This is a genomic window from Serpens gallinarum (genome assembly GCF_014836765.1).
Classification (GTDB): domain Bacteria; phylum Pseudomonadota; class Gammaproteobacteria; order Pseudomonadales; family Pseudomonadaceae; genus Serpens; species Serpens gallinarum.
The window spans coordinates 72,497-89,870 of sequence record NZ_JACSQG010000003.1 but is presented as its reverse complement, the minus strand read 5'-3'; the positions used below and the strand labels follow the sequence as shown (position 1 = coordinate 89,870).

Sequence of the window (17,374 nt, the reverse complement as noted above, 5' to 3'; positions counted from 1 at the left end):
TGGCTTACATATGAGCAATCAGAGCATCGCCGAATTCCGAGCAGGATAGCAACGTGGCGTCTTCCATCAAGCGCTCGAAGTCATAGGTGACCGTCTTCGCGGCAATGGCGCCATTGGTGCCCTTGATGATCAGATCAGCAGCTTCAACCCAGCCCATGTGGCGCAGCATCATCTCCGCCGAAAGAATCAGCGAGCCGGGGTTCACCTTGTCCTGGCCCGCATACTTCGGCGCGGTGCCGTGGGTTGCTTCGAACATGGCGATGTTGTCTGAAAGGTTGGCACCCGGGGCGATACCGATACCGCCCACTTCTGCAGCCAGCGCATCAGATAGGTAGTCGCCGTTCAGGTTCAGGGTGGCAATCACGTCATATTCAGCCGGTCGCAGCAGGATCTGCTGCAACATCGCATCAGCGATCGCATCCTTGACCACAATGGTCTTGCCCGTATTGGGGTTCTTGAAGTGCATCCACGGGCCGCCATCCAACAACTCGGCCCCGAACTCGTCGCGCGCCACTTCATAGGCCCATTCCTTGAAGGCACCTTCAGTGAACTTCATGATGTTGCCTTTGTGAACAATGGTCAGCGAGCTGCGATCATTGTCCACGGCGTATTGCAGAGCCTTGCGCACCAGGCGCTTGGTGCCTTCCAGGGAAACCGGCTTGATGCCGATGCCGCAGTTTTCGGTGAAGCGAATCTTGGTGACACCCATTTCCTCAGTGAGGAACTTGATGACCTTTTCTGCTTCCGGACTGCCGGCTTTCCACTCGACTCCCGCATAAATGTCTTCCGAGTTTTCGCGGAAGATGATCATGTCCACATCGCCTGGCTTCTTCACCGGGCTGGGCACGCCCTCGAACCAGCGTACCGGACGCTGGCACACATACAGATCCAACTCCTGACGCAGGGCTACGTTCAGGGAACGAATGCCGCCGCCGACAGGCGTGGTCAACGGACCCTTGATGGAAACCACATAATCGCGCACAGCTTCCAGGGTTTCCTTGGGCAGCCAGGTGTCCTGATCGTAAACGGTGGTGGCTTTTTCGCCGGCGTAAACTTCCATCCATGCAATCTTGCGCTGACCGTCATACGCCTTCTCGACGGCTGCATCCACTACCTTGATCATGACCGGACTGATATCAACACCAATGCCATCGCCCTCGATGAAGGGGATGATCGGGTTGTTCGGTACAGTAAGCGACATGTCGGCATTAACGGTAATTTTGTCACCGTTAGCAGGCACCTGGATCTTTTGGTATCCCATGCTGGACTCCGTGTGATTGTTGAACCGGGTTGCAACTGCCCGAGCGTACCCAATCGCGCCGGACAAAAAAACCTCTCCTTCGTTAGTCGAAGGTATAAGGCCACTCTTCAGGCATGGAGGACCAATGGTATACTCCGCCGCCGTGACATAACTGTCATCAGGGCCGCCTTGCCTCCCTTCGGCAACCGGCCCTGAACCGGCTGAGCCGCCACCATGGTTCGACTGTGCTACAGGCTACTGGTGCCACCAATATCACCGGGCGACATCTCGACTTCGCTTCAATCCATCATTGAATCGAAGCGCCTTATCCGGCGCGCCTCGAGATCCGTGCCCGCACCGCAAGAGAGAGAGTCCTACTCTGATGTCCAATCGCTCGAAGATTACCTACACCTTCACCGACGAAGCCCCTGCCCTCGCCACTTACTCGCTTCTCCCCATCGTAAAAGCCTTCGCTTCCTCAGCAGACATTGACGTCGAAACCCGCGATATCTCTCTAGGCGCCCGGATCCTCGCCGCCTTTGCAGACAAACTCGACGGACAACAGATTCAGGATGATCTTGCTTACTTGGCGCAACTGGCCACCTCGCCGGCAGCCAACATCATCAAACTGCCCAACATCAGCGCCTCGATCCCCCAGCTCAAGGGCGCGATCGCCGAACTGCAGGCCCAGGGCTACCAGATCCCCGATTTCCCCGAAGACCCGCAGAGCGACGCCGACCATGAGATCCGCGCTCGCTACAGCAAAGTACTGGGCAGTGCGGTAAACCCGGTATTGCGTGAAGGCAACTCCGACCGTCGCGCACCCGCCGCGGTCAAGGCCTTTGCACGCAAGTACCCACACTCCATGGGCAAGTGGAGCATGGCGTCCCAGTCCCACGCAGACTACATGCGCGGCGGCGACTTCTTCTCCAGCGAACAGTCCTTCACTATGGACAAAGCTGGCAAGGTCCGCATTGAATTCGTTGGCAAAAACGGCCAGGTCGAAGTCAAGAAGGAGCTGTCCCTTCAGCAAGGCGAAATTCTCGACGGCATGTTCATGAGCTGTAACAAGCTGCGCGCCTTCTTCGAGCAAACCTTGCAGGACTGCAAGGAAACCGGCGTCATGTGGTCCCTGCACGTCAAGGCGACCATGATGAAGGTCTCCCACCCGATCGTCTTCGGCCACGCCGTGACCGTCTATTACAAGGACGTGTTCGAAAAGCACGGCAAGCTGTTTGAAGAAATCGGCGTCAACCCGAACAACGGCCTGTCCAGCGTCTACGACAAGATCAAGTCGCTGCCCTCCGCCCAGCAGGAAGAAATCCTGCAAGACATCCACGAGACCTATGCCCATCGCCCGGAAATGGCCATGGTCGACTCGGTCAAGGGCATCACCAACCTGCACATTCCCAGCGATGTGATCGTTGATGCCTCCATGCCGGCAATGATCCGTAACTCCGGTCAGATGTGGGGCCGCGACGGCAAGCAGAAAGACACCAAGGCAGTGATGCCGGAAAGCACCTATGCCCGCATCTACCAGGAGATGATCAACTTCTGCAAGACCAACGGCGCCTTTGACCCCACCACCATGGGCTCGGTCTCCAACGTTGGTCTCATGGCGCAGAAGGCCGAGGAATACGGCTCCCACGACAAGACCTTCGAAATGGCTGCCGACGGCATCATGCGCGTGACCCTGGAAGACGGCACCGTGATGATCCAGCACGAAGTCGAAGCCGGTGATATCTGGCGCGCCTGCCAGACCAAGGACGCCCCGATCCGCGACTGGGTCAAGCTAGGCGTCAATCGCGCCCGCCAGTCCAACACTCCGGCCATCTTCTGGCTCGATCAGGAGCGCGCCCATGATCGCGAATTGAAGAAGAAGGTTGACCTGTACCTCAAGGACTACGACCTGACCGGCCTCGACATCCGTTGCATGGACTACAACGAAGCCATTCGCGTAAGCATGGAGCGCTTGATCCGTGGCCTGGACACCATCTCGGTGACCGGCAACGTACTGCGCGACTACCTGACCGACCTGTTCCCGATCATGGAACTGGGCACCTCGGCAAAAATGCTCTCGATCGTCCCGCTGATGGCTGGCGGCGGCATGTATGAAACCGGCGCCGGCGGCTCGGCACCGAAACACGTACAGCAGCTGGTTGAAGAGAACCACCTGCGCTGGGATTCCCTGGGTGAATTCCTGGCCTTGGCCGTCTCCCTGGAAGAAACCGGCATCAAGACCAACAACACCAAGGCCAAGCTGCTAGGCAAAGCCCTGGACGAAGCCACCGGCAAACTGCTGGACAACGGCAAATCGCCGTCGCGCAAGGTCGGCGAGATCGACAACCGCGGCAGCCACTTCTACCTGGCACTGTACTGGGCCCAGGCCCTGGCAGCACAGACTGAAGATGCCGCTCTGGCCGCTCACTTCGCACCTGTGGCCAAGGCACTGAGCGAGCAGGAAGCGACCATCATTGCCGAGCTGAACCAGGCCCAGGGCAAGCCTGCCGAGATCGGCGGTTACTACTGCGCCAACCCGGAACTGACCAGCAAGGTCATGCGCCCGAGCAACACCTTCAATGCAGTGATCGACGCACTGGTTTAAGGTAACGCGCGCAGCTTCTGGCGAAAGCACAAAACCCCCGGCCTTGCCGGGGGTTTTGTTTCCAGGCCCCAAAACCCACTGACGAGACACTCAACATGGACTGGCAACCCCACATCACCGTCGCCACCATTGTCGAAGACCAGGGACGTTTCCTGCTGGTCGAGGAACTGGCGGGCGGGCAGGCGGTTTTCAACCAGCCTGCCGGACATCTCGAAGCCAACGAAACCCTGCTCCAGGCCGCCGTGCGTGAAACCCTGGAAGAAACCGGTTGGGAGGTCGAGCTGACCGCAGTGACCGGTATCTACCTTTACACCGCACCCAGTAACGGCGTCACCTACCAACGCGTCTGTTTCAGCGCGCGCCCCTTGCGCCACCTGCCCGACAGCCCGCTGGACCATGGCATCATCGGCCCTCGCTGGCTGACCCGCGATGAACTGCTGGCCGAGCGCGCTCACTGGCGCAGCGAGCTGGTCTTGCGCTGCATCGACGATTACCTGGGCGGCGAGCACTTTTCGCTTGGTCTGATTCGCTAACCCCTCGCAAGCCCATACGGCGTTTGCAACGGTGCTTATCTGGTAGAATCGCCGCTTTCCGCTGTCATTATTTCGGTCCCATGCCCAATCCAACTCTTACTCGCGTCATCGTCGGCATGTCCGGCGGTGTGGACTCTTCCGTATCTGCCTTGCTGCTGATGGAGCAGGGTTACCAGGTCGAAGGCCTGTTCATGAAGAACTGGGAAGAAGACGACGGCACGGAATATTGCACCGCACGCGAAGACCTGGCCGACGCCCAGGCGGTGTGCAACAAGCTCGGCATCAAGCTGCACACCGCCAATTTTGCTGCAGAATATTGGGACAATGTCTTTGAGCACTTCCTGGAAGAATACAAGGCAGGCCGCACACCGAATCCCGATATTCTGTGTAACCGCGAAATCAAGTTCAAAGCCTTTCTCGACTACGCCCTGACGCTAGGCGCCGAGCTGATCGCCACCGGCCACTATGTGCGTCGTCGCGACCTCGACGGGCGTAGCGAACTGCTAAAAGGCCTGGATCCAAACAAGGATCAGAGTTATTTCCTGCATGCCGTAGGCGGTGAACAAATCGCCAAGACACTGTTCCCGGTAGGCGAACTGGAAAAGCCTCAGGTGCGCGCCATCGCCGAAATGTACGGCCTGGTGACGGCAAAGAAAAAAGACTCCACCGGGATCTGCTTTATTGGTGAGCGCCGCTTCAGCGATTTTCTCAAGCAGTACCTCCCTGCCCAGCCCGGCAATATCGAAACGACCGAAGGCGAGACCATTGGCCGTCATCACGGCCTGATGTACCACACCATCGGCCAGCGCCAGGGCCTGGGCATCGGCGGACTCAAGGATGCCGGCGATGAGCCCTGGTACGTGCTGGAAAAGGATCTATCGCGCAACGTACTGATTGTCGGTCAGGGAAATGACCACCCTTGGCTGTTTTCACGCGCCCTGCTTGCCTCGGACATCTATTGGGTCAACCCGATCGACCTTAGCGCACCGAAACGCCTCACCGCCAAGGTGCGCTACCGTCAGAACGACCAGCCCTGCGTCCTGCACGCCACCGACAAGGGCTATCGCGTCGAATTCGATGAACCGCAACGCGCTGTAACACCCGGCCAGTCCGTGGTGTTCTACGACGGCGAAGTCTGCCTCGGCGGCGGTGTGATCGAGAGCGCTGAACCCTGGCATTCGCGAAACGGAGTATCGGCATGACGCCATTACAAGAGCAGTTGGTTGCCCTGAGCGCAGTCTTCAATGCCGCCATTCAGGTCGACCGGATTGCCCGTACCGGACAAAGCAGCGAGCCCGCCCTGGCCTGCATGGTAGGCAGTCTGCTCGTACGCAACCCAGAAAACACCCTGGCGGTTTACGGAGGCGACGATCTGTACTTGCGTGACGGATACCGCGCCCTGGCAAGTACTCTGGAGCGCTCGCCAACCAACCTGCAACGCGACCCCTTGCGCTATACCCTGGCCATGCTTGCACTGGAGCGGCAACTGGATAAACGCGGAGATTTGCAGGACATCATTGGCAGCCGACTGGAGCAGATCGAACAACAGGTGCAGCACTTCGGCGTCAGCCATGACAACGTCATCGCCTCATTTGGCGCGCTGTATCAGGACACGTTGAGCACCTTTCGCCAGCGCATTCAGGTGCAAGGCGACACACGCTTCCTGCAGCAGAGCGGCAACGCGGCGAAAATCCGCACACTGCTGTTTGCCGGCATTCGCTCGGCACGCCTGTGGCGGCAGCTGGGCGGTCATCGCTGGCAGCTGGTCTTCAGTCGCCGCAAGCTGCTCAACGAGCTTTACCCCCTGCTACGCGGCAATGAAAGCTAGGTTTTCAGACCCGCACCGCTCGTAACACGAACCGCGCCTGATACCTGCCCGCCAATACCCCCTTGCTTTCAGGTATCATATGCGCCCTTTTTCCGCCCCCGACTTCCAGAGAATACCCATGCAGCTTTCTTCGCTCACTGCGGTCTCCCCCGTCGATGGCCGCTATGCCGGCAAAACCAGCGCTCTGCGCCCGATTTTCAGTGAGTACGGTCTGATCAAAAGCCGTGTTCTGGTCGAAGTACGCTGGCTGCAGCGCTTGGCCGCTCACCCTGGCATTCCGGAAATCGCTCCTTTCTCTTCAGCCGCCAATGGACTGCTCGACCAACTGGCTGAAAATTTCCAGATAGAGCACGCCGAGCGCGTGAAAGAGTTCGAACGCACGACAAACCACGACGTGAAGGCTGTGGAGTACCTGCTCAAGGAGCAGGCCAAGCAGCTACCCGAGCTGGCCGCTGTCAGTGAGTTCATCCACTTCGCCTGCACCAGCGAGGACATCAACAACCTGTCCCACGCCCTGATGCTGCGTGAAGGTCGCGACGATGTGATTCTGCCGCTGATGCGCCAGTTGGCCGACGCCATTCGCGCGTTGGCCGTGCAGTTCGCCGACGTCCCGATGCTGTCACGCACCCATGGCCAGCCGGCATCGCCGACCACGCTGGGCAAGGAGCTGGCTAACGTAGTCTATCGCCTCGAGCGTCAGATCGCCCAGGTTGCGGCCGTACCGCTACTGGGCAAGATCAATGGCGCCGTTGGTAACTACAACGCCCACCTCAGCGCTTACCCGGACATCGACTGGGAAGCCAATGCCCGCGAGTTCATTGAGAACGACCTGGGCCTGAGCTGGAACCCCTACACCACCCAGATTGAGCCGCACGACTACATTGCCGAGCTGTTCGATGCCATTGCGCGCTTCAACACCATTCTGATCGATTTCGATCGCGATATCTGGGGCTACATTTCCCTCGGTTATTTCAAACAGCGCACCATCGCTGGCGAAATTGGCTCATCGACCATGCCGCACAAGGTCAACCCGATCGACTTCGAGAACTCCGAAGGCAACCTGGGAATCGCCAACGCGGTACTTCAACACCTGGCCAGCAAACTGCCAATTTCCCGCTGGCAGCGCGACCTGACCGACTCCACCGTGCTGCGCAATCTGGGCGTTGGCTTCGCCCACAGCGTCATCGCCTATGAGGCCACCCTGAAGGGCATTAGCAAGCTGGAGCTGAACACTCAGCGCATCGCTGAAGACCTGGACGCCTGCTGGGAAGTACTGGCCGAGCCGGTGCAAACCGTCATGCGCCGCTATGCGGTGGAAAACGCCTACGAAAAACTCAAAGAACTGACCCGCGGCAAGGGCATCAGCCCGGAAGCTCTGAAGGTCTTTATCGGCGGCCTCGATATCCCCGCCGAAGCCAAGGCTGAACTGAGTAAGCTGACCCCGGCTGCCTACATCGGCAACGCTGTGGTGCAGGCCAAACGCATCTGAGTGCCGAAATGACTTCCGCGCCCGGCTCAGCCGGGCGTTTTTATTTTTAGCTCTTACGTAAGAGCAAGGTCTTAACCATGACTTCTAATACACCACTTCAACTTCTGGGCGGCATGAGCGTGCGCGAATTTCTGCGCGATTATTGGCAGAAAAAACCGCTGTTGATTCGCCAGGCCATTCCGGATTTTGAAAACCCGATCTCGCCTGACGAACTTGCTGGCCTGTCGCTCGAGGAAGAAATCGAATCCCGCCTGGTTCTCGAGCACGGCGAGCAACCATGGGAATTGCGCCGCGGCCCGTTCGCCGAAGATACTTACCAGCACCTGCCGGAGCGCGACTGGACCCTGCTTGTACAAGCGGTCGACCAATTCGTCCCGGAAGTCGCTGAACTGCTGGAACAGTTCCGCTTCCTTCCCAACTGGCGCATCGATGACGTGATGATCAGCTACGCCGCGCCCGGCGGCGGCGTCGGCCCGCATTACGACAACTACGACGTATTTTTGCTGCAAGGATACGGCAAACGTCGCTGGCGCATCGGCCAGATGTGCGACAGCGAAAGCCCGCTGCTGGATCATCAAGACCTGAAAATCCTCGCCGAATTCGAAGGCACCGAGGACTGGATACTTGAACCCGGCGATATGCTTTATCTGCCCCCGCGCCTGGCGCATTTCGGCACTGCCGAAGATGAATGCATGACCTACTCGATAGGTTTTCGCGCACCGAGCGCCAGCGAAGTCCTGACCCACTTCACCGACTTTCTCGCCCAGTTCATTCCGGATGAAGAGCGCTACAGTGACGCCGACCTGGAACCCCAGGACGACCCTTCGCAGATTCAGAACGACGCCCTGGTACGCTTGAAAAACTTGCTGACCGAGCACATGAGCGATGAACGCCTGCTGATGACCTGGTTCGGCCAGTTCATGACCGAACCGCGCTACCCTGAACGCGTCGCAGGCCCGGAAACCACAGCTGAAGATCTGCTCGCAGACCTGGAAGACGGCGCAGTCCTGATTCGCAACCCCAGCGCTCGCCTGGCCTGGAGTGAAATCGATGTAGGGCTGTTGTTGTTCGCCAGCGGCCAGAGCCGCCTGCTGCCCACTCATCTGCGTGACCTGCTCAAGCTGGTTTGCTCAGCCGACGCATTGCACGCGGATAATCTTGCCCAGTGGCTGAGCGATGAAGAGGGACGTGATCTGCTCTGCGAACTGATCAAACAGGGAAGCCTGGAATTCGCCCATGAATAATATCCATATACGCCTTGCCGACTGGCAAAGGGATAACGCTGATCTACAGCGCATCCGCGAAGCGGTTTTCATCACCGAGCAAGCCGTACCCCCGGAACTGGAGTGGGACGCCGAAGATGCGGGCGCCGTACACTTCCTTGCCTGCGAAGGTGATTACCCGATCGGTACCGCACGCCTCCTCACCGACGGACACATCGGCCGGGTTGCGGTGCTCAAGGATTGGCGAGGTCTGCACATCGGCGCCGAGCTGATGAAGGCGGTGATTGCCGAGGCCGAACGACGCGGCTTGCAGCGCCAGTTTCTTACCGCCCAGGTACACGCCACCGCCTTCTATGAGCGACTGGGGTTTACCATTGTCAGCGACGAGTTCCTCGAAGCCGGCATCCCTCATGTCGACATGGTACGCCAGAGCCAATAAGCATAAGCCAGCATCCCGCCAGGCAAACAGACAATGCCCGGCGGGGGCTTCCTGCGCCGCGGCTTATCGTCAGTACCACTGAGCCTTGGTTCGCTTTGTCTCAGGCTGCATTCACGCAGTATGCTGACGGGGCACCCGCGAATAAGGACGCCCTACGATGAACCTGCGCACTCAGCTCTGCACCCTGACCCTGCTTCTGTGCGCCAGCCTGTCTACCCAGGCCGCCACGGAGCTGCTACCTCTCAAGCACCGTCTTGCTGAAGACCTTCTTCCAGCGGCACAAGCCGTCCTGAACGGGGAAGGCAGCGTCACCGCTTACGGCAATCAACTGATCGTTACTAGCACGCCTGAAAAAATGCGCGAGCTGCGCGAACTTGCCGAACAGCTGGACGCCCCTGCCCGACGGCTGCTGATCAGTGTCTCAAGCCAGGAGAGTGGCACATACAACATCAAAGGCCCCGATCATTCCCGAGCTCCACTGCGAATCATTAATCACAGCACCACCCGCAACGGTGAGGTGCAGCAAGTCCACGCCAGCGAAGGCTATCCCGCACTGATCCAGACGGGCCAAAGCATACCGATCACCTCGTTTTCCAGCGGCCCCTACGGAGAGCTGTATGCCGATACCCAACACCGTGATCTGGCCCGCGGACTGTATGTGACCGCCAGACTCAGCGGTGACATCGTGCACCTTGCACTCAGCAGCCAGCATGACAGCCTGGACCAGAGCTCCCGCGAGATCATCAACTCCCGCCAAGCCGACACACGCGTAAGCGGACCGTTGGGTGAGTGGATTTTGATCGGCAGCTCAGGCGAGTCCTACAGAGCACAGCATGGCGGCACCGTTGTGCGCCGTTCAACCGGCTCGCCAGATGACTTCATCTTGCGCGTGAAGGTCGATGTGATTCCTTAAAAGGCAGTCCCCAGCAGCGGCACACGAATTATGTAGTGCCCGACAAAAAACACTACAAAACATTTGACGAAGCCTTTTTTCCATAGCATGATGCCCTCGCTCCCGCTAACCAGAGGCTCTAAACAGGGCCTCCTGAGCGCGCTCCAGCCAACCAGCCGAGCCGCTTAGTGCCGATTCAGCCTTACCGGGCGATCGACGAGGTTGCGACTGGAACGAGGTCGTCCTCAGGGACGGGGAAGCGATTGATTCAGCGCAAGACCCAAGCCAAGCGAAGCCTGTGCGTGCCGAGCAGAAACATCGGGATCTTGTTTGTTCGTTTCATCCCCCTCTTGTCTACCTCCCACAGTCGCCATCTCTGCGCTCCAGCGGCAGCACCCGCAACAAACGCCTTCAACAGATAGGTTTGTCAGTCGGGAAAGTCGGTACGTAATCAAATCAATATCTTGTTTGAAAGGATTGACCATGTCCGCTTATCAGAACGACATCAAAGCTATCGCCGCCCTGAAAGAGCAGTACGGCAACAGCTGGAGCGCCATCAACCCGGAATCGGTCGCCCGTATGCGCGCTCAGAACCGTTTCAAGACCGGCCTGGAAATCGCACAGTACACCGCCGACATCATGCGCAAGGACATGGTCGAGTACGACGCCGACTCTTCCGTTTACACCCAGTCGCTGGGTTGCTGGCACGGCTTCATCGGTCAGCAGAAGATGATCTCCATCAAGAAGCACCTGAAGACCACCAACAAGAAGTATCTGTACCTGTCCGGCTGGATGGTCGCCGCGCTGCGCTCCGACTTCGGCCCGCTGCCCGACCAGTCCATGCACGAGAAAACAGCCGTCTCCGATCTGATCGAAGAGCTGTACACCTTCTTGCGCCAAGCTGATTCCCGCGAGTTGGACCTGTTATTTACCGCTCTGGACGAAGCCCGCGAAGCTGGCGACAAGGCCAAGGCTGCCGACATCCAGAACCAGATCGACAACTACGAAACCCACATCGTACCGATCATCGCCGACATCGACGCCGGTTTTGGCAACCCGGAAGCCACCTACCTGCTGGCTAAGAAAATGATCGAAGCCGGTGCTTGCTGCATCCAGATCGAAAACCAGGTGTCCGATGAGAAGCAGTGCGGCCACCAAGACGGCAAGGTTACCGTGCCCCACGCCGACTTCCTCGCCAAGATCGCTGCAGTCCGCTATGCATTCCTGGAACTGGGTATCGACAACGGCGTGATCGTTGCTCGTACCGACTCCCTGGGTGCCGGCCTGACCAAGCAGATCGCCGTGACCAACGAGCCGGGCGACCTGGGCGACCTGTACAACTCCTTCCTGGACTGCGAAGAAGTCACCCCTGCCGAACTGGGCAATGGCGACGTGATTCTCAACCGTGATGGCAAGCTGCTGCGTCCCAAGCGCCTGCCGTCCAACCTGTTCCAGTTCCGCGCTGGCACCGGCGAAGACCGTTGCGTACTCGACTGCATCACCTCGCTGCAAAACGGCGCCGACCTGCTGTGGATCGAAACCGAGAAGCCGCACGTGGGCCAGATCAAGGCCATGGTTGACCGCATCCGCGACGTCATCCCGAACGCCAAGCTGGTGTACAACAACAGCCCGTCCTTCAACTGGACCCTGAACTTCCGCCAGCAGGTGTACGATGCATTCGTCGCCGAAGGCAAGGATGTCACCGCCTACGACCGCGCCAAGCTGATGAGCGTTGAGTACGACAACACCGAGCTGGCTGTCGAGGCTGACCGCCGCATCCAGACCTTCCAACGTGACGGTGCTGCTCAGGCTGGTATCTTCCACCACCTGATCACTCTGCCGACCTACCACACTGCGGCCCTGTCCACCGACAACCTGGCCAAGGGCTACTTCGCCGACGAAGGCATGCTGGCCTACGTGAAGGGCGTACAGCGTGAGGAAATCCGCCAGGGTATCGCCTGCGTCCGCCACCAGAACATGGCTGGCTCCGACATCGGTGACAACCACAAGGAATACTTCGCGGGTGAAGCTGCCCTGAAGGCAAGTGGCAAGGACAACACCATGAACCAGTTCCACTAAGGACGGTTGCCGGGCGACGTAAGTCGCCTGGTAAGGTGCAGCCAAAAGCCCTGACAGCAATGTCAGGGCTTTTTACTGGGCGAAAAGAGCTAAAAGCCGCTAAAGGCAGTTAATAGCGCCTCTATACAGAACAAAGTCAATTGCTCCGAGGGGCAATTTACTTGCCCTCATATCGAGCCTACACTACTGGCTCTTCACGGGCGGTACGCTCTGCGTCGCCTCATAGACGCATCAGTAGTCCCCCACAGGAGTCCGGCATGACCGATGTTTCCAGCCTCTCCCACAATTGGGCATTTGCCGTTTTCATTTTTGGCATTGTGGCGTTGTGTGCATTCATGCTCGGAGTCTCCAGCCTGCTCGGCAGCAAGGCGTGGGGACGCAGCAAAAACGAGCCGTTTGAATCCGGCATCGTTTCCACCGGCAGTTCTCGTCTACGCCTGTCGGCAAAATTCTATCTGGTCGCGATGCTCTTCGTGATCTTCGACATTGAAGCCCTATTTCTCTTTGCCTGGGCTGTTTCAGTGCGCGAAAGCGGCTGGGCAGGCCTCATTGAAGCTACCGTTTTCATAGCAATTCTGTTGGCGGGTCTTGTTTATCTTTGGCGGATCGGAGCGCTCGACTGGGCGCCTTCCGGCCGTCGCGAACGACAGGCGAAGCTAAAACAATGAGGCTTTGGCAATGCAATACACGCTTACCAGAATCGACCCGGATGCTCCGAATGAGCAGTATCCGATCGGCCAGCGGGAGACCGTAACCGATCCACTTCTCGAAGATCAGGTCCACAAGAACATCTTCATGGGCAAGCTTGAAGACGTTCTCCATAACGCAGTGAACTGGGGACGCAAAAATTCCCTGTGGCCGTATAACTTTGGCCTCTCCTGCTGCTATGTGGAAATGACCACCGCCTTCACTGCCCCCCACGACGTTGCCCGCTTCGGCGCAGAAGTCATTCGCGCCTCGCCACGCCAAGCCGACTTCATGGTGATTGCCGGCACGCCGTTCATCAAGATGGCGCCCGTCATCCAGCGACTCTATGAGCAGATGCTAGAGCCAAAATGGGTGATTTCCATGGGCGCCTGCGCCAACTCGGGGGGAATGTACGATATCTACTCGGTCGTTCAGGGCGTGGATAAGTTCCTGCCGGTGGACGTTTATATCCCTGGCTGCCCTCCGCGCCCCGAGGCGTTTCTGCAAGGGCTGATGCTGCTGCAGGAATCCATTGGCAAGGAGCGTCGGCCATTGTCCTGGGTGGTTGGCGATCAAGGCGTGTACCGCGCCGAGATGCCGTCACAAAAAGAACAGCGCCGCGAACAACGCATACAGGTTACCAACCTGCGCAGCCCAGACGAAGTGTGACCCAGCGTCGCAGGTGCCTGTTCACCTGCATCTGACTCACTCCACCGTTGACCGAAAGTGATCGAGATCATGACTGCAGGCAGTGCTCTGTACATCCCGCCTTACCGGGCTGACGACCAGGATGTCGTCGCCGAACTGAATGTGCGCTTCGGCGCCGAAACCTTCATCGAACAACCTACTCGCACCGGCATGCCCGTGCTGTGGGTGCAGCGCGAAAAGCTCATCGACGTCCTTAGCGCCCTGCGCCAGGTCAGCAAGCCGTACGTGATGCTCTACGACCTGAGCGCCGTCGATGAGCGCCTGCGCACCAAGCGCCGCGGGCTGCCCGGCGCCGACTTCAGCGTCTTCTATCACCTGATGTCGCTGGAGCGAAACAGCGACGTGATGATTAAAGTGTCGCTGATGGAAGGCGACCTGAATCTGCCGACTGCTACCCGTATCTGGCCGAACGCCAACTGGTACGAGCGCGAAGTCTGGGACATGTATGGCATCACCTTCACGGGCCACCCGTTCCTGACCCGAATGCTGATGCCGCCCACCTGGGAAGGCCACCCGCTACGCAAGGACTACCCGGCACGCGCGACTGAATTCGACCCGTACAGCCTGAGCGCCGCCAAGCAGGACATGGAACAGGAAGCCTTGCGCTTCCGGCCCGAAGACTGGGGGATGAAGCGCCAGGGCGAGCACGAGGACTTCATGTTCCTCAACCTCGGCCCCAACCACCCCTCCGCCCACGGTGCCTTCCGCATCATCCTGCAACTGGATGGCGAAGAGATCGTCGACTGCGTCCCGGAGATCGGCTACCACCATCGTGGCGCCGAAAAGATGGCCGAGCGCCAGAGCTGGCATAGCTTTATTCCCTACACCGACCGGGTGGACTACCTCGGCGGAGTGATGAACAACCTGCCCTACGTGCTGGCGGTGGAGAAACTGGCCGGGATCACCGTCCCGGACCGCGTCGACTTCATCCGCGTGATGATGGCCGAGTTCTTCCGCATCCAGAATCACCTTCTCTATCTTGGCACCTATATTCAGGACGTCGGCGCCATGACGCCGGTCTTCTTTACCTTCACTGACCGCCAGCGCGCCTACAAGGTGATTGAAGCCATCACCGGCTTTCGCATGCACCCTGCCTGGTACCGCATTGGCGGAGTCGCCCACGACTTGCCGCGCGGCTGGGAAAAGCTGGTGCGTGAGTTCCTCGACTGGATGCCCAAGCGCCTCAACGAATATGAAAAGGCCGCACTTAAGAACAGCATCCTGATCGGCCGTACCAAAGGTGTCGCTGCTTACAACACCAAGGAAGCCCTTGAATGGGGCACCACCGGTGCCGGTCTGCGCGCTACAGGCTGCGACTTCGACATTCGCAAAGCCCGCCCCTACTCCGGCTATCAGCATTTCGACTTCGAAGTGCCGCTGGCGGTCAATGGCGACGCCTACGACCGTTGTATGGTCAAAATGGGTGAAATGCGCGAAAGCCTGAAAATCATCGAGCAATGCCTGAATCACATGCCCGAAGGTCCCTACAAAGCCGACCATCCGCTGACTACGCCGCCGCCGAAGGAACGCACGCTGCAGCACATCGAGACCCTGATCACCCATTTCCTGCAAGTGTCTTGGGGGCCGGTGATGCCCGCCAACGAGAGCTTCCAGATGATCGAAGCGACCAAGGGCATCAACAGCTATTACCTGACCAGCGACGGTAGCACCATGAGCTACCGCACGCGTATCCGCACGCCCAGCTTCCCGCACCTGCAACAGATTCCGGCGGTTATCCGCGGCAGCATGATTGCGGACCTGATCGCCTACCTGGGCAGTATCGACTTCGTTATGGCCGACGTGGACCGCTGATATGAGTACTTTGATTCAGACCGACCGTTTTGCCCTGAGCGAAACCGAGCGCTCGGCCATCGAGCATGAAATGCACCATTACGAAGACCCGCGCGCGGCCTCCATCGAGGCGCTGAAAATCGTCCAGAGTGCCCGCGGCTGGGTGCCGGACGGTGCCTGCGATGCCATCGGCGAAGTTCTCGGCATTCCCGCCAGCGATGTCGAAGGCGTGGCGACCTTCTACAGCCAAATTTTCCGAGTCCCCGTCGGCCGTCACATCATTCGCGTGTGCGACAGCATGACCTGCTACATCGGCGGTCACGAAAATGTGCTCGACAGCATCAAGCAGCAGATCGGCATCGAGCCGGGACAGACTACTGCTGATGGACGCTTCACCCTGATTCCTGTCTGCTGCCTGGGCAACTGCGACAAGGCCCCAGCGCTGATGATCGACGATGATACTTACGGCGATGTACAGCCCGGCGGCGTGGCGAAATTGCTGGAGGTCTACCCATGACCCTTCCCTCCTTCGGCCCGATCAACCGCATCGAGCGCCGCGAAGAAACCCACCCGCTCACCTGGCGTCTGCGTGACGACGGCCAACCGGTCTGGCTCGACGAGTACCAGCAGAAGAACGGCTACGCCGCCGCCCGCAAGGCCCTGGCCGACATGGCCCAGGCCGACATCGTACAGACCGTCAAGGATTCCGGCCTCAAGGGCCGTGGCGGCGCCGGTTTTCCCACAGGGGTGAAATGGGGGCTGATGCCCGCCGATGAATCGCTGAACATTCGCTACCTGCTGTGCAACGCGGACGAAATGGAACCCAACACCTGGAAGGACCGCCTGCTCATGGAGCAGCTGCCGCACCTGTTGGTGGAAGGCATGCTGATCAGCGCCCGCGCGCTCAAGGCCTACCGTGGCTACATCTTCCTGCGCGGCGAATACGTCGACGCGGCGCGCAACCTTAATCGCGCCATTGACGAAGCCAAGGCCGCTGGCCTGCTGGGCAAGAACATCCTTGGTTCGGGCTTCGATTTCGAACTCTTCGTGCACACCGGCGCCGGCCGCTACATCTGCGGTGAAGAAACCGCGCTGATCAATTCGCTGGAAGGCCGTCGCGCCAACCCCCGTGCCAAGCCGCCGTTTCCCGCCGCCGTCGGCGCGTGGGGCAAGCCGACCTGCGTCAACAACGTGGAAACCCTGTGCAACGTGCCGGCCATCGTCGGTAACGGCGTGGACTGGTACAAATCCCTGTGCCGTCCTGGCAGTGAAGACATGGGCACCAAACTCATGGGCTTCTCCGGCAAGGTCAACCACCCCGGCATCTGGGAGTTGCCCTTTGGCATCACCGCCCGCGAGTTGTTCGAGGACTATGCCGGCGGCATGAAGGATGGCTATACGCTGAAATGCTGGCAACCCGGCGGCGCCGGCACCGGTTTCCTGCTGCCCGAGCACCTCGAGGCGCAGATGTACGCCGGCGGCATTGCCAAGGTCGGCACGCGCATGGGCACCGGCCTGGCCTTGGCGGTGGATGATTCGATCAACATGGTGTCGCTGCTGCGCAACATGGAGGAGTTCTTCGCTCGCGAGTCCTGCGGCTGGTGTACTCCCTGCCGTGATGGACTGCCGTGGAGCGTCAAGACCCTGCGGGCGCTGGAGCACGGCCAGGGCACCAGCCAGGACATCGATATCCTGCTGGGCCTGGTCGATTTCCTCGGCCCAGGCAAGACCTTCTGTGCCCATGCGCCCGGTGCGGTAGAGCCGTTGGGCAGTGCGATCAAGTATTTCCGCTCGGAGTTCGAGGCGGGCGTCAGCCAGGTGGCTCTCCCCGCCGTACAGCCGGCATAGAGAATTGACAGA

15 protein-coding genes are annotated in these 17,374 nt (G+C 59.3%); 14 read left to right on the top strand and 1 reads right to left on the bottom strand.

Features of this window, described 5'->3' with window-relative positions; translation table 11 throughout:
- Positions 1-4 precede the first annotated feature (4 nt).
- Positions 5-1,261: an NADP-dependent isocitrate dehydrogenase gene (gene icd / locus H9642_RS07975; RefSeq protein WP_251835905.1), complete on the bottom strand. Its 1,257-nt coding sequence runs from the start codon at positions 1,259-1,261 to the stop codon at positions 5-7.
- A 361-nt stretch (positions 1,262-1,622) separates the two neighbouring features.
- On the opposite strand from icd, the gene H9642_RS07970 reads away from it, so the two are divergent.
- The 14 genes from H9642_RS07970 to nuoF all read left to right on the top strand — a co-directional run bounded on the left by H9642_RS07970 (position 1,623) and on the right by nuoF (position 17,362).
- On the top strand, positions 1,623-3,845 hold the full coding sequence (locus H9642_RS07970) for an NADP-dependent isocitrate dehydrogenase (RefSeq protein ID WP_251835904.1): 2,223 nt from the start codon (positions 1,623-1,625) through the stop codon (positions 3,843-3,845).
- Positions 3,846-3,940: 95 nt separating this feature from the next.
- Positions 3,941-4,378, top strand: a complete 438-nt coding sequence (locus H9642_RS07965; protein WP_251835903.1) for an NUDIX hydrolase — start codon at positions 3,941-3,943, stop codon at positions 4,376-4,378.
- An 80-nt stretch (positions 4,379-4,458) separates the two neighbouring features.
- A complete protein-coding gene (mnmA, locus tag H9642_RS07960) occupies positions 4,459-5,580 on the top strand; it encodes a tRNA 2-thiouridine(34) synthase MnmA (RefSeq protein ID WP_251835902.1) in 1,122 nt (373 codons plus the stop codon).
- On the top strand, positions 5,577-6,206 hold the full coding sequence (gene hflD, locus H9642_RS07955; RefSeq protein WP_251835901.1) for a high frequency lysogenization protein HflD: 630 nt from the start codon (positions 5,577-5,579) through the stop codon (positions 6,204-6,206). The genes mnmA and hflD overlap by 4 nt, the downstream gene beginning before the upstream one ends.
- A 118-nt stretch (positions 6,207-6,324) precedes the next feature.
- Entirely contained in the window at positions 6,325-7,695 is a 1,371-nt protein-coding gene (gene purB, locus H9642_RS07950) for an adenylosuccinate lyase (protein ID WP_251835900.1), read from the top strand.
- A 77-nt stretch (positions 7,696-7,772) separates the two neighbouring features.
- A complete protein-coding gene (locus tag H9642_RS07945; RefSeq protein ID WP_251835899.1) occupies positions 7,773-8,939 on the top strand; it encodes a ribosomal protein uL16 3-hydroxylase in 1,167 nt (388 codons plus the stop codon).
- A complete protein-coding gene (locus tag H9642_RS07940) occupies positions 8,932-9,357 on the top strand; it encodes a GNAT family N-acetyltransferase (protein ID WP_251835898.1) in 426 nt (141 codons plus the stop codon). The genes H9642_RS07945 and H9642_RS07940 overlap by 8 nt, the downstream gene beginning before the upstream one ends.
- A gap of 157 nt (positions 9,358-9,514) precedes the next feature.
- Entirely contained in the window at positions 9,515-10,270 is a 756-nt protein-coding gene (locus H9642_RS07935; protein WP_251835897.1) for a secretin N-terminal domain-containing protein, read from the top strand.
- A 462-nt stretch (positions 10,271-10,732) separates the two neighbouring features.
- Positions 10,733-12,328 (top strand): isocitrate lyase, encoded by a 1,596-nt coding sequence (locus H9642_RS07930; RefSeq protein ID WP_251835896.1) that lies wholly within the window; start codon positions 10,733-10,735, stop codon positions 12,326-12,328.
- Positions 12,329-12,585: 257 nt separating this feature from the next.
- Complete coding sequence (locus H9642_RS07925; protein ID WP_251835895.1) at positions 12,586-12,996, top strand: NADH-quinone oxidoreductase subunit A; 411 nt, start codon at positions 12,586-12,588, stop codon at positions 12,994-12,996.
- Between the two features lie 10 nt (positions 12,997-13,006).
- Entirely contained in the window at positions 13,007-13,684 is a 678-nt protein-coding gene (locus H9642_RS07920; RefSeq protein ID WP_251835894.1) for a NuoB/complex I 20 kDa subunit family protein, read from the top strand.
- Between the two features lie 69 nt (positions 13,685-13,753).
- The gene (gene nuoC, locus H9642_RS07915) at positions 13,754-15,535 is read left to right on the top strand and encodes an NADH-quinone oxidoreductase subunit C/D (protein ID WP_251835893.1); all 1,782 of its coding nucleotides are present in this window, start codon (positions 13,754-13,756) and stop codon (positions 15,533-15,535) included.
- A gap of 1 nt (position 15,536) precedes the next feature.
- Positions 15,537-16,031 (top strand): NADH-quinone oxidoreductase subunit NuoE, encoded by a 495-nt coding sequence (nuoE, locus tag H9642_RS07910; protein ID WP_251835892.1) that lies wholly within the window; start codon positions 15,537-15,539, stop codon positions 16,029-16,031.
- On the top strand, positions 16,028-17,362 hold the full coding sequence (gene nuoF / locus H9642_RS07905) for an NADH-quinone oxidoreductase subunit NuoF (RefSeq protein WP_251835891.1): 1,335 nt from the start codon (positions 16,028-16,030) through the stop codon (positions 17,360-17,362). The genes nuoE and nuoF overlap by 4 nt, the downstream gene beginning before the upstream one ends.
- The last annotated feature ends 12 nt before the right edge of the window (positions 17,363-17,374 follow it).

Bases quoted from the DNA above. Each gene is read 5' to 3' on its own strand.
- icd (WP_251835905.1), bottom strand. From the start codon at position 1,261: ATGGGATACCAAAAGATCCAGGTGCCTGCTAACGGTGACAAAATTACC.
- H9642_RS07970 (WP_251835904.1), top strand. From the start codon at position 1,623: ATGTCCAATCGCTCGAAGATTACCTACACCTTCACCGACGAAGCCCCT.
- H9642_RS07965 (WP_251835903.1), top strand. From the start codon at position 3,941: ATGGACTGGCAACCCCACATCACCGTCGCCACCATTGTCGAAGACCAG.
- mnmA (WP_251835902.1), top strand. From the start codon at position 4,459: ATGCCCAATCCAACTCTTACTCGCGTCATCGTCGGCATGTCCGGCGGT.
- hflD (WP_251835901.1), top strand. From the start codon at position 5,577: ATGACGCCATTACAAGAGCAGTTGGTTGCCCTGAGCGCAGTCTTCAAT.
- purB (WP_251835900.1), top strand. From the start codon at position 6,325: ATGCAGCTTTCTTCGCTCACTGCGGTCTCCCCCGTCGATGGCCGCTAT.
- H9642_RS07945 (WP_251835899.1), top strand. From the start codon at position 7,773: ATGACTTCTAATACACCACTTCAACTTCTGGGCGGCATGAGCGTGCGC.
- H9642_RS07940 (WP_251835898.1), top strand. From the start codon at position 8,932: ATGAATAATATCCATATACGCCTTGCCGACTGGCAAAGGGATAACGCT.
- H9642_RS07935 (WP_251835897.1), top strand. From the start codon at position 9,515: ATGAACCTGCGCACTCAGCTCTGCACCCTGACCCTGCTTCTGTGCGCC.
- H9642_RS07930 (WP_251835896.1), top strand. From the start codon at position 10,733: ATGTCCGCTTATCAGAACGACATCAAAGCTATCGCCGCCCTGAAAGAG.
- H9642_RS07925 (WP_251835895.1), top strand. From the start codon at position 12,586: ATGACCGATGTTTCCAGCCTCTCCCACAATTGGGCATTTGCCGTTTTC.
- H9642_RS07920 (WP_251835894.1), top strand. From the start codon at position 13,007: ATGCAATACACGCTTACCAGAATCGACCCGGATGCTCCGAATGAGCAG.
- nuoC (WP_251835893.1), top strand. From the start codon at position 13,754: ATGACTGCAGGCAGTGCTCTGTACATCCCGCCTTACCGGGCTGACGAC.
- nuoE (WP_251835892.1), top strand. From the start codon at position 15,537: ATGAGTACTTTGATTCAGACCGACCGTTTTGCCCTGAGCGAAACCGAG.
- nuoF (WP_251835891.1), top strand. From the start codon at position 16,028: ATGACCCTTCCCTCCTTCGGCCCGATCAACCGCATCGAGCGCCGCGAA.